Origin of the sequence: Streptomyces sp. B5E4 (assembly GCF_039871555.1) — a bacterium.
In the GTDB taxonomy this organism is placed as follows: Bacteria; Actinomycetota; Actinomycetes; order Streptomycetales; family Streptomycetaceae; genus Streptomyces.
This window is the reverse complement of record NZ_JBDPMI010000006.1, coordinates 91,287-104,009: the sequence shown is the minus strand read 5'-3', so window position 1 is coordinate 104,009 and position 12,723 is coordinate 91,287. Positions and strand designations below refer to the sequence as shown.

Below are 12,723 nucleotides of genomic sequence, written 5' to 3'. Positions count from 1 at the left end.
CAGCATGGGCACGAGTGTGAACAGACGTCATCTCCTGCGCGCCGCGGGCATCGCGGGCGTCGGCACTGCGGCGGCCGGCGCCATCAGCGCGCCCGCGCAGGCCAGGCCGGCGGAGACGGTCGACGTGGCGAATGCCACGACGCCGCAGGACTTCGGCGCCGTCGCCGACGGCGTCGCCGATGACACCGGCCCCATCCAGAAGGCCATCGACGCGCAGCGCGAGCGGCAGAACAAGATCGTCTACTTTCCGCCGGGCACGTATCGCATCACGAGGACGCTGGTCGTCCCCGACGTGGAGAGCGCGGGGGACACGCACTTCAACCGCCTCGTCCTCGCCGGTGCCGGCACCATGGGCTCGCGGACCTCGATCATCGACGTCGACTTCGACGGGACGGCGATGGAGGTGCGCGCCCCGCTGGCGGCGGTCCGCGGCCTCGCCTTCGTAGCACCGCCGAGCCTGAAGAACACGATCGGTCTGCGCATCGCCCGGGACCCCGGGGCAGAGCCGCCGAATACCGACGACACGGACGCGACGGTCACCGAGTGCACGTTCATCGAGTTCTACACCGCGGTGCGGCAGGTGGGGCGCGGCCTGGTGTTCACGAACAACCTGGTCGCGGTCGGTGACGTGGGCCTGGAGATCTCGTGGCCGACCTCCGGTGTCGGCGGCGACGGGGTCCATGTGCTGCCGTACGGGATGCGCAAGTGGCTCATCGAGGGCAACCACTTCCACAGCATGGGCACTGCCATCATCACCAGCGGTGCCGACGCCCACAACTTCCGCGGCGCGGTGATCGCCAACAACGTCCTCGACATCGGTAAGCGACTGTTCACCGGCGGCATCATCAACTCGACCTTCGCGGGGAACGTCGTCGAGAACGGCACGGGCGGAGCGATCGTCTCCGTCACCTCCGGCGGGACGAACCTCACCTTCACCGGCAACATCCTCGGCGGCGGCGACCCCGGCGGCGGCGCCCGCCCTCCGCACGCCATCGAGTTCCGTCCCGAGGCGAAGGCGCGCAACGTCACGATCACCGGCAACGGCTTCCACTGGATCGAGGGCTCGCCGATCTACTTCGGCGGGACGGCGTCCGAGGTCACGGTCTCGTCGAACTCCTTCGAGAACTGGAATCTCCTCAAGGAGGAGCGGTGGAGCGCGGTCCGGATCAACGGCGACGCCGCCGGCGTCGCGGTCATGGGCAACGCCTTCGGCGAGAATCCCGTCGCCGCGTCGCCGCCCGTGCGCGTGATCGGGAAGCTGACCGGGTCCACGATCGTCGGCAACACCTTCGCCCACACCGCCGGCGTGCTGTACGCCGAGACGGTCGGCGACGGGAACTACATCGAGCGCCGCGGCTCGGGTGCCAACAAGCATGAGCTGACCGCGGCGAAGGACGGTGCCCTCGTCGTCCGGGCGACCGCCACCGGCGTCCCCGCCGTCGGCTCCGACGCGTACGGCAGCTTCGTCGCCGCCTCGGACCGGACGGCGGGTGCGGGCCCCGGCGTGAAGGGCGGCGTACGGGTCGTGCCGGCCAATGAGTCCGGCGCCGCGGCCGTCGAGCTGCTATGCGCGACGAACAGCACCAACGGGGTCGCGGCCCTGCGGGTGGACATCAACGGGCTCGTCCCGACGGCCGACAACGCGCGGGACGTCGGCTCGGCGGAGAACAGGATGCGGACCGTCTACGCCCACCAACTGCAACTGGCGACCGTGTCGGCCGCGGACCTGCCCGAACCGGCCCCCGGCGCGGTGGTGATGGTGAAGGACGCGGCTGGCCGATCGGTGCTTGCCGTTTCGGACGGCGGGAGCTGGCGCCGGATGCCGCTGGGCCCGACGATCGCGACCACCTAGCCCGCCACCGCCTCCATCCCTTTTCTCTTCTCTCCCTCGAAGGACACGACACGGTGAGACTGGCCAGTTACCTGTTCGAAGGCACCGAGCGGTGGGGTTTCGTCATCGAGCCGGCCCCCGGGACGCCGTGGGTGCTCGAACCCGGCCGCGCCGAGGAGTTCCTCACGGCGTACGCGTCCATCCCGTCGTCCGGCCTCGTGGCCGCGCGTCCCCGGTTCCTCGGGGACGCGTGGCCGGGCACGCTGACCGGCTTCCTGGCGCTGGAGGAGCCGGGCATGGCGGCGCTGTCGCGGCTGGTCGCGTACGTCGAGCGCTTCGCGGCCCACACGGACGCGACCGTGCTGCCGCGCTCCGGGTATCCCGTCGACGAGGTCGAACTACTCGCCCCCATCCCCCGCCCGCGCCTCTACTGGGGGCTGGTCACCAACTCCCCGTCGTTCATCCGCAACAAGCCCGGCATCCGTCACCTCAACCTCTTCCCCCTCGGACATCAGCGGCCCCAGGGCGCGGCGATCGGCCCCGGCAGCCCGGTGACCATGAAGCACGACCACCACCTGCCGCACATGGCCTACAACGTCGAACTCGCGATCGTGATCGGCAAGGCCGGCCGCTACATCCCCCTCGACCGGGCGATGGACCACGTCGCCGGCTACACCGTGGTCAACGACGTCTCCGGCAGCTACTACTACCGAGCGGTCCCCGGCAACGACGGCTACGGACTCCCGGACCGCTACAACGACTGGCTGTACCAGGCCACCGCGTCCTGGGCCGGAAAGAAGGCCGACACCCTGTGCCCGATGGGCCCGTACCTCGTCACGAAGGACGAAGTGGGAGACCCGTACAACTTGCTCATGTACACCCGGCAGTCGGGCCGGACCCGCGACCGCGCCCACAGCGCGGCGAGCCTGATGGGGATCGAGCGCGTCATCCACTGGTACTCGTCGTTCGCCTCCCTGTACCCCGGCGACGTCATCCACTTCGGCACGATGGGCGTCGACGGCCTGCCGGTCCTCCCGGACGACGCGGAGGACCCGGACACCCGGCTGGAGGTCGAGATCGAGAACGTCGGCACCCTGGTCAACCCGATCCGGATCGCCGGCGCGGGTGAGCGCCCGCGAGTACCGATGGAGTCCCATCCCGCGTACGCCATCCGGGAGGTGGCCGTGTCGGGCACGCGCGTGCCGGGCTCGCCGGGGGAGTGGACGGCGGGCGGGGCGCGCCACTTCTACACGTCGTTCGGCAACGCCCGATCGGCGGAGGCGCAGGACGGCCTGGCGCAGCTGGAGGTGCCGCGCTTCCTGAACGGTCCGGCCAGTTCGCTCACCGGCGGCGGATCGGTCGTCGAAGTCCCGCCGCGCGCCGGGGACATCGTCGTGGGCATCGAACTGGCCGCGGTGGTAAGCGAGCTGTCGGCAGATGTCCAAGACGGTCGTTCGGTCATCCTCGGCTACGCACCGCTCCTCTCGCTGTGCGACCTGTCCTTCGCCGACGCAGTGGTCGAACCGGCGCGGCTCGGCGAGCGCGGCATTCCCGCGGTGTACGGCAGGTGGGCGGACGGCTTCAATATCGTGGGTGAGCCGCTCGTGCCGCTGCCCGAGCATGACTGGAGCGGCCGGGCCATGTCGCTGGAAATCGGCGATCAGGTAGTCCACGGCAACACGTCGCAGTACATCGCGGGCCCGGACGAGCTGATCACCACGATCTCGCGCGTGATCACCATGTTCCCCGGGGACGTGATCACACTCGGCCGGACCGCGGCGTACCTCCGCATCTCCCGGGAGGCGTACGAGTCCGGCCTTGCGATCCGCGGCGAGATCGAAGGCCTCGGTACGGTCGGGGCGGAGCTGGCACCCAAGGAGCGGCATGCCGGACAGTGACCGAAGTGGGCGCCCGACGCGGGCGATTCTGGTGTTCTTCGACACCCTGAACCGGCGCTTCCTGCCCCCGTACGGCAATGACTGGGTGCACGCCCCCAACTTCCGCCGCCTCGCGGAGCGCAGCGCGACCTTCGGCAACTGCTACGGGGGTTCGATGCCCTGCGTCCCCGCCCGCCGGGAACTGCACACCGGCCGGTACAACTTCCTGCACCGCAGCTGGGGGCCGCTGGAGCCGTTCGACGACTCGATGCCGCGGCTGCTTGGGGAGCACGGTATCCACTCCCACCTGGCCACCGACCACCAGCACTACTTCGAGGACGGCGGTGCGACGTACCACACCCGCTACACCACCTGGGAGTTCTTCCGCGGCCAGGAAGGCGACCCCTGGAAGGGCCAACTCGCCGAGCCGGACATCCCCGAGGCGGCCCGGCTGCAGCGCCACGCGCTCTGGCGCCAGGACTGGGTCAACCGCGGCCACCTCGAACGCGAGGAGGACCACCCGCAGTCGCGCACCTTTGCCGCGGGCCTGGACTTCATCGAGACGAACCATGCCCAGGACAACTGGTTCCTGCAGATCGAGACCTTCGATCCGCACGAACCCTTCTACACGTACAAGCAGTACAAGGACCTGTACCCGCACCCGTACGACGGCCCGCACTTCGACTGGCCGGAGTACAAGCGCACCACCGAACGCCCCCAGGCCGTGGAGCACGTCCGCTACGAATACGCCGCGCTGCTGAGCATGTGCGACCGCTCGCTGGGCCGGGTGCTGGACGCCATGGACACCCACGGGATGTGGGACGACACGATGCTCATTGTCGCCACCGACCACGGCTTCCTGCTCGGCGAGCACGGTTGGTGGGGCAAGAACGTCCAGCCCTGGTACGACGAGAACATCCACACCCCGCTGTTCGTCTGGGACCCGCGCACCGGGGTCCGCGGCGAACGCCGCGACAGTCTCGTGCAGACCATCGACCTCGCCCCGACCCTGCTGGAGTACTTCGGGGTCGATCGGCCGCCGGACATGCAGGGTGCACCCTTGCGCGACACGACCGTGAGCGATGCCCCGGTGCGGGAGGCGGCGCTCTTCGGCTCGTTCGGCGGCCACGTCAACGTCACGGACGGCCGCTACGTCTACATGCGCGCGAGCGCGGGCGAGGACAACGCGCCGCTCTACGAGTACACGCTGATGCCCACGCGTATGAAGGGCCACTTCTCGGCAGAGTCACTCCGGGCGGCCGAGCTCGCCGCCCCGTTCTCCTTCACCAAAGACTGCCCGGTGCTGCAGGTGCCCGTCCACGGTCAGCGCAACACCCACCACCATGGCTCACTCCTCTTCGACCTCGAAGCCGACCCCCGGCAGGAACACCCGCTCCTCGACGACGAGCTGGAACTGCGTATGGCCGGCCTGCTGGTCTCACTGCTGCGCGCCAATGATGCCCCGGTCGACCAGTTCCAGCGCATGGGCCTCCCCTCGGAGGGCGAGGTGGGCCGCCGGCACCTGCTCGTACGCGCACAACGCGAGGCGGCAGACCGGGCCGCCGCAGCCTTGCCCACCGAGGACGATCTGCCCCGGAGCCGCATCGATCTGCGCAGCCCGCTGTCCACCCTCCTCGCGGAACCGGCAGCCGCCGAAGCCATCGAGAAGGCGGTCCCCGGGCTGTTCGGCAACCCACGGATCGCCACCCTTGGCCACCTGACCCTGCGGGACCTGGCCGCCCTCGCCCCCGCGGTACTGGACGGCCCTCGTCTCCGGGCCCTCGCCGAAGCGCTCGCCGCGGTGCCCTAGCTGTACTGGGCCGTCGCGTTGGTGGCGCGGAGGCCCGCCGCGGGGCCGGGCCGGAGTGGTACGTGGCGGCTCGTACATGTGTCATGAGTCGTACTGCAACCGCTACCGGGCGGCGGCCCGCAGCAGCAGTCAACGAACGCATCCTGTGCCGACACCCCCCGAGAGGAGCCCGCGGATGGCCGGGACGGCTGCGAGGACGGACCTGACCGAGTCAGCGCCGCCGCGCCCGAATATAGTGGTGATGCACTGCCACGACCTGGGCAGGTTGCTGAGCTGCTACGGCAATCCGACCGTGCACACGCCCCGCCTCGATGCCTTCGCGGCCGACGGGATCCGCTTCGACGGCATGTTCGCGGCGGCCCCGCAGTGCAGCCCGTCGCGCGCGGCGCTCTTCACCGGCCGCTGGCCGCACGCCAACGGCGTCCTCGGACTCACGCACCACGAGTTCGCCTGGGACCTGCACCCCGGCGAGCGCCACCTCGGCGGCATCCTGCGCGAGGCCGGCTACCGTAGCGTGCTGCTCGGCGTCCACCACGAGTCCCGGACCCTCCCGGATCAGGAGATCGCCGAGCAGCTGGGCTTCGACCTCGTCGACAAGTCGGAGGTACTCGCCGATCCCGTGGCCGATCGCGGCATCGCCCACCTCAGTGAACTCCTCGCCGGTGAGAAGCCGTTCTTCCTGGAGCTCGGCTTCTTCGAGCCGCACCGCATCCCCGGCACACGCGACCCGCACGGCGTCCAGGGCTTCCTCGGCAACCATGTCGAGCCCGACGACAGCCGGGGCGTGGCCGTGCCGCCGTATCTGCTGGACACCGAGGCCGCCCGCACCGAGCTGGCTGAGCTCCAGGGCGCCGTCCGCCACATGGACGCTGCCGCGGGCCGCGTCCTCGCCCACCTGGACGAGCTCGGCATCGCCGAGGACACCTTGGTGATCTTCACGACCGACCACGGGGTCGCCCTGCCGCGTGCCAAGTGCTCCCTGTACGACCCCGGGCTAGAGGTCGCCTTTATCGCCCGCTACCCGCGACGCGGCTGGACCGGCGGGCGCGTCCACGACGAACTGCTCTCCAACACCGACTTCGTGCCGACGCTGCTTGAGCTCCTCCAGCAGCCCGCGGACGAAGACCTGCACGGCCGCAGCTTCCTGCCGCTGCTCGACGGCGGGCAGCCGTACACTCCGCACGCCGAGGTCTACGGTGAGATGACCTATCACGATTACTACGACCCCCGCCGATGTCTGCGCACCAGGACCCACAAGCTGATCGCCAACTTCAGTTCCGCGCACGCCTTCATGGACCCGAGCCAGTCCTGGAACCGGCGCTGTATCCCCCGGGTGCAGATCGCTGGACCGAAGTCGAGCCACGCCGCCCTGGAACTCTATGACCTGCGTGAGGACCCGGCCGAGCTCAACGACCTCGCCGGGGACCCTGAGCACGCCGAGCTCCTCGCCGACCTCTCCCGGCGTCTGTACGCGTGGCTGCGGCGGACAGAGGACCCGCTGCTCCACGGCGCGATCACCTCGCCCCTGCACATCAAGACCGCCGGTCTGCTGGGCGGGGCGGCGGATGACTGAACCGCGCCCCGCGCTGGACGCCGAAGACCGGTCCGCGCGGTGAAGGCGCGACGGGTGCGCCACGCCACGTGGCTGCGTGGAGAACTCGCGTCGCCCGCAGCGGCAACCCCACCGTCCAGGTTGGGTTCGGCAGCGAGGGGGCGATCACCCCAAGGGCGGTGATGTCCGCCGGGTGAGGGCGTGGGTGCAGTGGTCGACTCGCCTCGGACACACAACTACCCCGCGCTCGCCGATTTGCGGGCAGGATTCCTCGGCACCCGGCTCTCACCTGGAGTGAGGGACGGGTGCACTGTGGTGTGCCCGTCCCCGGGTGGCGGAGGGGGCGCTGGTCAGCCGACGGTCCGGGATCCGTCCTCGGCGGCATCAGGGGACCGCGGCCGCCTTGGCCGCCATGCGGTGATCGAACTTCGACGCGTCGATGACGTGCCGCTCGTGGTGACCACTGCTGATGACGTCCTGGGCGTCCCGGCATTCGACGGCGAAGCGCAGCCGCCGCCCTTCCACCTCGACCAGTTCGACGAAAGCGGTGACCTCCATGCCGACCGGGGTCGCCGCGCTGTGGCTGAGGTCCACATGAGTCCCCACCGTCTTGCTCCCCTTCGGGAGCAGCCCAGCGACCGCCTCGATGCAGGTGTTCTCCACGAACGCGACGAGATACGCCGTCGCGAAGACGCGGGGCATGCCGGCGAAGCCCGGCAGTGCGTCCGATACCTCAGGAACGGTCAGGTCATCGTCGACCAGCAGTCGGGAGGTGTGCGTGAGGCCGGGCTTCGGGGCGGTCCATGTCATCCGTCGAACCTCTCGCTTGTTGGGTAGGTGGTCGCTCAGGCATCCTCGGCGGTCATCGGCCGGATCTGCGCGCCGATGCGACGCAGATGATCCTGGTAGTCCTGAGTGTTCAGCGCCAGGGAGCGATCCAGCCGTGCGGCATTGAAGAAGATCTCGGGATGTTCCAAGTGCCGTGGATCGACGACGAGTTCGAGATCCGGATGGAAGCTGACGGCAGGATGGTACCGCTGACGCTGCCGAGAGAGCCTCGGCCTTGCCCGTCGATGCGAAGGACACGTACGTGCCCTCAGCGAGGCTCTTCAGCCCTTCCAAGTCGACCCCGGCATCGCCGAGGACGACGGCGAGGAAGTACCGCCTGGTGCGCTTGCCGGTCTTCACCATGACGACGAGGCACTTCGCCGCGTAGGCCACGGGTGGCCGCGGAGCCGGCTGACCACCTCGGTGCGTCCCTCGGGACGTGGTCGATGACGCGGTACCGGGCACCGTGCGCGTCGAGGAGCGAGATGAGCCGCCGGATGTGCGGGCGCGGTGCGCGATACCGGGCGGGCGCGGATGCTCACGCTGCCCGCACGTGACCGTGCCACGACCGAGCACCCGCGCCGCGGAGGGCGAATAACCGCGGCCGCCGTCGGTAACAATGCGCTCGGCTCGCACCATTACCTCGCGACAGCACTGCAACACGCCGCCGGAGGGATCGATGGTGAATCATGGGTGAGTCCGACGATGCAGAGCGCTTCACCGCGATATATGACGCCTGTCGCCAGCGCGTGTGGGCCTACGCCGCGACGCGTGCCGGGCAGCAGCGTGCCGACGAGGTGGTCAGCGAGACCTTCGCCGTGGCGTGGCGACGCATTCGTGACGTTCCGGAGCCGCCGTTGCCGTGGCTGCTCGGCGTGGCCCGCATGCAGGTGCGCAGCACTGCCCGTGAGGCTGTGCAGCGTGCCGCGCGGGAGGCGCTGCTGCAGCCGCAGGCCGAGCTGGTGACGGCGGACGTCGCCGACGTCGTCACCGAGCGCATGACGATGCTGCGCGCCCTGGCCGCGCTCGATCCGGACGATCGCGAGGTACTGGTTCTGATCGCGTGGCAGGGCCTCGACCAGCGCGCCGCCGCCCGCGTACTGGGCTGCGCACCGGTCGCCTTTCGCGTGCGGCTGCACCGCGCCCGCAGGCGGCTCGCCCGCGCCCTGGAGAGCATCGTGCACGAAGAAACCGTCGTGCACCACGCCCACCGCACCGAACCACCGGCCGTGCCGGACGGGCGGCGGGTCCGACCGGCCAGCCGCCCTGCCCGTACCGCCCCAGCCGCCCGTATCGCAGGAGAGGACCCCCGATGAGCCGTACGGACTCCCATGAGCTGATGCGGCGCCTGGCCGCTGCCCGCCCCGCTCACCTGGACCCGGAGCTCCCCGTGCCCGCCACCACCCGCGCGGCCGAGCTGAGCAGGGCCATGGCAGCACCGGCCGCGCTCGCCGCTGCCCCCGTCCCGCCGCAGCGCGTGGTGCGGCGGCCCTACGCGTGGGGCGGCGGCCTCCTCGCCACCGCCACCGCCGTCACCCTGCTCGTCATCTCGGCCACCTTTGGCTCCGGTCCGGCAGGGCAGCCGGGCCACTGGAAGCTGGACGCGGTGGCGCCGCGGACCGGCGCCGCTGCCGACTCCGTCCTGCTCGCGGCGGCAAACACGGCGGCGACGCAGGACCTCGCGCAGGATGGCCGCTACTGGCGCGTGGACTACGAGATGTGGCAGCAGTTCGCGGCCCGTGACAGCGCCGAGAAGTACGGGGTCGCCGGCGGTGCCCGCGAGACCCACTCGACGGACACCGAGACCGGTGAGTTCTGCGGATCGGGCCAGAACTTCCCCTTCGCGCCCGCCTCCTCCGACGACCGCGAGGTGTGGGAGAAGGATGGATCGCCCAACCCCGTCTCCGTCACCATCGACCTGGCCACGGCCGTGCCGAGGGTGTTCAAGGTGGGTTCCGGCGACAGGATGCCGCTCTGGGGCGACGCCGACAGCATGGGCTCCTTCGTGAAAATCTGGCCGCGTGCCGGGAGCCCGAACCTGAAGCCGACACGCGAGGCGCCCTTCCTCCTCGGCGGCCGGGGCCTCGGCCTGGAGCAGTTGAACGCCCTGCCGACCGACCCCGAAGCGCTCCGGGACGAACTTCTCACCGGCTACACGGGCAAGGACAAGGCGGCGGCCGGGTCGCGCGAGAAGTTCCTCTTCGACGCCGCGCGCACTCTGCTCCTCGATGTGCCGGTCAGCGGGGAGATCCAGGCGGCGGCCTTCCGGATGCTCGCCGGCCTGGAGGGCGTCACCGTGATCGGCGACGTCACCGATGTCACCGGTCGGAAGGGCACCGCCGCTGCCCTCACCACCCCGGGCGAGAACGGCGGGACGCTGCAGGACCGGCTCATCTTCGACGAGGCCACGTCCCGCGGTCTTACCGCCGACACCGTCGTGGTCGACCCCGCGGGCGACTACGCCGACTACAGGGCGGGAGCGATCATCTCCGCCGAGTCGGTCGAGAAGACCGAATGGACGGACAGCAAGATGCCAAAGCCGTGCCCGGTCCCCATGCCTTGACCAGACCTCAGACAGGAGGGGGATCGTGCGCAGAAGCATGAAGAGGGCGGGTTACGTCGCCGTGGCGGCCCCGCCGCGCACACGAAGGCGCGTGCCGGAGATGTCGTGCACGGTCGCGGTGGGATGTGTCTGAACACCGCCGACCGGGGCAAGCAATCTCGTGCCGCACGGAATGGTCGCTGCCCGGATGGTGGCCCTCGGCAGCCGCCGCGGACCTGTCCGGGGAGGTCTTGCCGGACGGGGAGATCGTCTCCTGGCGAAGGATTCGGTGCACGGGCCGGACAGTGCAGGGTGCGGGCGGAGGTTCCCGAACCCTCGGCGGATTGCGACCCTGCACGAGGATGGACCATCGGTAAATAGGGTGCCATTCTTCCGGTACAGCTACTTTTTCGAGGCTACGGGGGAGAAATGGCGACTTGGAGGCGAGCGGCACGCTGGGGCGTGCCGCTTCTCCTGTGCGTTTCGCTGATCGCCTGCAACAACGGAGACGGTGACGAAGCGGGAGGCGGCCCGGGCGGGGCCGGCCTGTCCTCCGGCGGAGGGGGTAGTGCCGGAGGGGCGAGTGCGGGTAGCGCGAGCGCAGCAGGCAGCAGCACCAACTCCGGTTCCAGCAACGGGAGCGGGAGCGGGGATGGTGTCGTCGGAGGTGGCGGCAGCACGAACGGCGGGGGTGGCACCGGAGGGAGCGGAGGCGAGGTCGGGCAAGGCTCGCCCATGACACTGCCGGAGATCTACTTCACGGGCCGCAACTTAGGTTACGACGAAGACGGAATGGGCGGGTGGGAGGACCTGAAGGAGACCTACTTCAGGCCTCAGTGCGGTGGGACGGACTGCGTCACCCTCGTCCGGCGCCCCGTCGAGGGTGACGGATCGGCCCCCTGCGTGTTTCTCCAGGCGGTGCCTCCCCGCGACCCGTACTACGCAGGCGACATCATCCCCATCGAGATCCAGGCTCCTTGCTCCCCGCCGACCGACACGTCCGCTGGAACCACCGCCGACGGTGGGGACAACGCGGGCCAGGACGCCGGGCAGGAAAACGGCGGCCAGGACGCAGGCCAAGACTCCGAAGGGCAGGACGCCGGGCAGGACGCGGGCCAAGGCAACGGCGGACAGGACACGGGTGGACAGGATGCCGGGCAGGGTGGCTCCTCGCCGGCCTCGCCGTCATGAGCGAGCCGGGTGACGGCCAGGCGCCGGACGCGAGCGACGCCGGACCGCTCCCCGGCATGCGCCGCTTCGGCGCCCTGTTCGGCGCGGTCGTCGCCCCCACCAGCTTCGTCACCGGACTGATGTATTACTTCGGCCTCAACCAGGCCTGGTGGTTCTACGCCTACTTCGGCGTAGACGCCACCCTGCTCGGGCTGGGCACCACCGACTACCTGGTCATCAGTGTGGACGCCCTGTTCGTGCCCATGGTCGTCACGGCCGCCGCCGGCCTCACCGCCTTCTGGGGCCACGACCTGCTGCGCGCCCGCCTCGCCGCGGGCGCCCGCCCCCCGGCCCTGCGCATCCTGGTGCCCGCGCTGGGAGCCACCGGCGCCCTGTTTGCCCTGAGCGGTTTCTGGACCGTGCTCGACAACGACTTCTTCCTGCACCACTACCTCGCGGTGGCGCCGCTGAGCCTTGCCATCGGCGTCATCCTGCTGGCATACGCCCTGCAACTGCGCCGCACACTGCCCCCCGACGCCCTGCACTCCCACCCGTCGACCCCGACTCAGGATCCCGATGAACCAGGTGACGGGCCACGGGACCCTCGGCCTCAGCCGCCCGCACAGCACCCCGCTCCTCGCCCCGAATGGGCCGCCGTCGCCGAATGGGCCGTCGTCTTCGTGCTCGTTGGCCTCAGCCTGATCTGGGCCGCCACCGACTACGCCGCCTCCGTCGGCCGGGCGCGCGCACAACAACTGGTGGCCCGGCTGCCCACCTCCACCACGGCCGTACTGCGCACCGAGCGCAGCCTCAGCATCGACGCACCCGGTGTACGGGAACTGCGCTGCGCTGACGCCGAATCGGGATATCCGTACCGCTACGAAGGCCTCGTACTCGTCATCCAATCCGCCGACCAATACGTGCTGCTCCCTCGCAACTGGGAGCCGCGGCAGAGCGTTGCTCTGGTCATCCCGCGCACTGCCTCTGTCCGTCTGGAGTTCGTCCTGAACACAGCAAGCGGCACTCTCTCTCGCACCTCCTGCTGATCCGCGTCCAGACAGCAGACCGGCTTCCCCGCGGTGGGACGCCCCCGAGGACCTGTCTCTCCGCGTA

The 12,723-nt window shown here is 70.2% G+C and carries 10 protein-coding genes; 8 read left to right on the top strand and 2 right to left on the bottom strand.

Translation table 11 applies throughout. The features are described 5' to 3' along the window. Positions 1-4: 4 nt before the first annotated feature. The 4 genes from ABGA99_RS10765 (at position 5) to ABGA99_RS10750 (ending at position 7,091) form a co-directional block, all read left to right on the top strand. The gene (locus ABGA99_RS10765) at positions 5-1,852 is read left to right on the top strand and encodes a glycosyl hydrolase family 28-related protein (RefSeq protein WP_347582532.1); all 1,848 of its coding nucleotides are present in this window, start codon (positions 5-7) and stop codon (positions 1,850-1,852) included. 53 nt (positions 1,853-1,905) lie between these two features. Beyond that, positions 1,906-3,729 (top strand): fumarylacetoacetate hydrolase family protein, encoded by a 1,824-nt coding sequence (locus tag ABGA99_RS10760; protein WP_347582531.1) that lies wholly within the window; start codon positions 1,906-1,908, stop codon positions 3,727-3,729. Then, entirely contained in the window at positions 3,716-5,518 is a 1,803-nt protein-coding gene (locus ABGA99_RS10755; protein WP_347577139.1) for a sulfatase-like hydrolase/transferase, read from the top strand. Before ABGA99_RS10760 ends, ABGA99_RS10755 begins: the two co-directional genes overlap by 14 nt. Before the next feature lie 241 nt (positions 5,519-5,759). After that, the gene (locus ABGA99_RS10750; RefSeq protein ID WP_347582530.1) at positions 5,760-7,091 is read left to right on the top strand and encodes a sulfatase; all 1,332 of its coding nucleotides are present in this window, start codon (positions 5,760-5,762) and stop codon (positions 7,089-7,091) included. A gap of 363 nt (positions 7,092-7,454) precedes the next feature. On the opposite strand, the gene ABGA99_RS10745 is transcribed toward ABGA99_RS10750, so the two are convergent. Together ABGA99_RS10745 and ABGA99_RS10740 are read right to left on the bottom strand one after the other, a co-directional pair. Continuing rightward, on the bottom strand, positions 7,455-7,880 hold the full coding sequence (locus ABGA99_RS10745; protein ID WP_347582529.1) for a thioesterase family protein: 426 nt from the start codon (positions 7,878-7,880) through the stop codon (positions 7,455-7,457). 35 nt (positions 7,881-7,915) lie between these two features. After that, a complete protein-coding gene (locus tag ABGA99_RS10740) occupies positions 7,916-8,047 on the bottom strand; it encodes a hypothetical protein (protein WP_347577136.1) in 132 nt (43 codons plus the stop codon). A 540-nt stretch (positions 8,048-8,587) separates the two neighbouring features. On the opposite strand from ABGA99_RS10740, the gene ABGA99_RS10735 reads away from it, so the two are divergent. The 4 genes from ABGA99_RS10735 (at position 8,588) to ABGA99_RS10720 (ending at position 12,656) form a co-directional block, all read left to right on the top strand. Beyond that, complete coding sequence (locus ABGA99_RS10735; RefSeq protein WP_347582528.1) at positions 8,588-9,214, top strand: sigma-70 family RNA polymerase sigma factor; 627 nt, start codon at positions 8,588-8,590, stop codon at positions 9,212-9,214. Beyond that, positions 9,211-10,461 carry a CU044_5270 family protein gene (locus tag ABGA99_RS10730; protein ID WP_347582527.1) on the top strand — a complete coding sequence of 417 codons (1,251 nt, stop codon included), beginning with the start codon at positions 9,211-9,213 and terminating at the stop codon, positions 10,459-10,461. Before ABGA99_RS10735 ends, ABGA99_RS10730 begins: the two co-directional genes overlap by 4 nt. A 714-nt stretch (positions 10,462-11,175) precedes the next feature. Next, on the top strand, positions 11,176-11,631 hold the full coding sequence (locus ABGA99_RS10725; protein WP_347577133.1) for a hypothetical protein: 456 nt from the start codon (positions 11,176-11,178) through the stop codon (positions 11,629-11,631). Next, positions 11,628-12,656: a hypothetical protein gene (locus ABGA99_RS10720; RefSeq protein ID WP_347582526.1), complete on the top strand. Its 1,029-nt coding sequence runs from the start codon at positions 11,628-11,630 to the stop codon at positions 12,654-12,656. The genes ABGA99_RS10725 and ABGA99_RS10720 overlap by 4 nt, the downstream gene beginning before the upstream one ends. The last annotated feature ends 67 nt before the right edge of the window (positions 12,657-12,723 follow it).

Bases quoted from the DNA above. Each gene is read 5' to 3' on its own strand.
- ABGA99_RS10765 (WP_347582532.1), top strand. From the start codon at position 5: ATGGGCACGAGTGTGAACAGACGTCATCTCCTGCGCGCCGCGGGCATC.
- ABGA99_RS10755 (WP_347577139.1), top strand. From the start codon at position 3,716: ATGCCGGACAGTGACCGAAGTGGGCGCCCGACGCGGGCGATTCTGGTG.
- ABGA99_RS10750 (WP_347582530.1), top strand. From the start codon at position 5,760: ATGCACTGCCACGACCTGGGCAGGTTGCTGAGCTGCTACGGCAATCCG.
- ABGA99_RS10745 (WP_347582529.1), bottom strand. From the start codon at position 7,880: ATGACATGGACCGCCCCGAAGCCCGGCCTCACGCACACCTCCCGACTG.
- ABGA99_RS10735 (WP_347582528.1), top strand. From the start codon at position 8,588: ATGGGTGAGTCCGACGATGCAGAGCGCTTCACCGCGATATATGACGCC.
- ABGA99_RS10730 (WP_347582527.1), top strand. From the start codon at position 9,211: ATGAGCCGTACGGACTCCCATGAGCTGATGCGGCGCCTGGCCGCTGCC.
- ABGA99_RS10725 (WP_347577133.1), top strand. From the start codon at position 11,176: ATGACACTGCCGGAGATCTACTTCACGGGCCGCAACTTAGGTTACGAC.
- ABGA99_RS10720 (WP_347582526.1), top strand. From the start codon at position 11,628: ATGAGCGAGCCGGGTGACGGCCAGGCGCCGGACGCGAGCGACGCCGGA.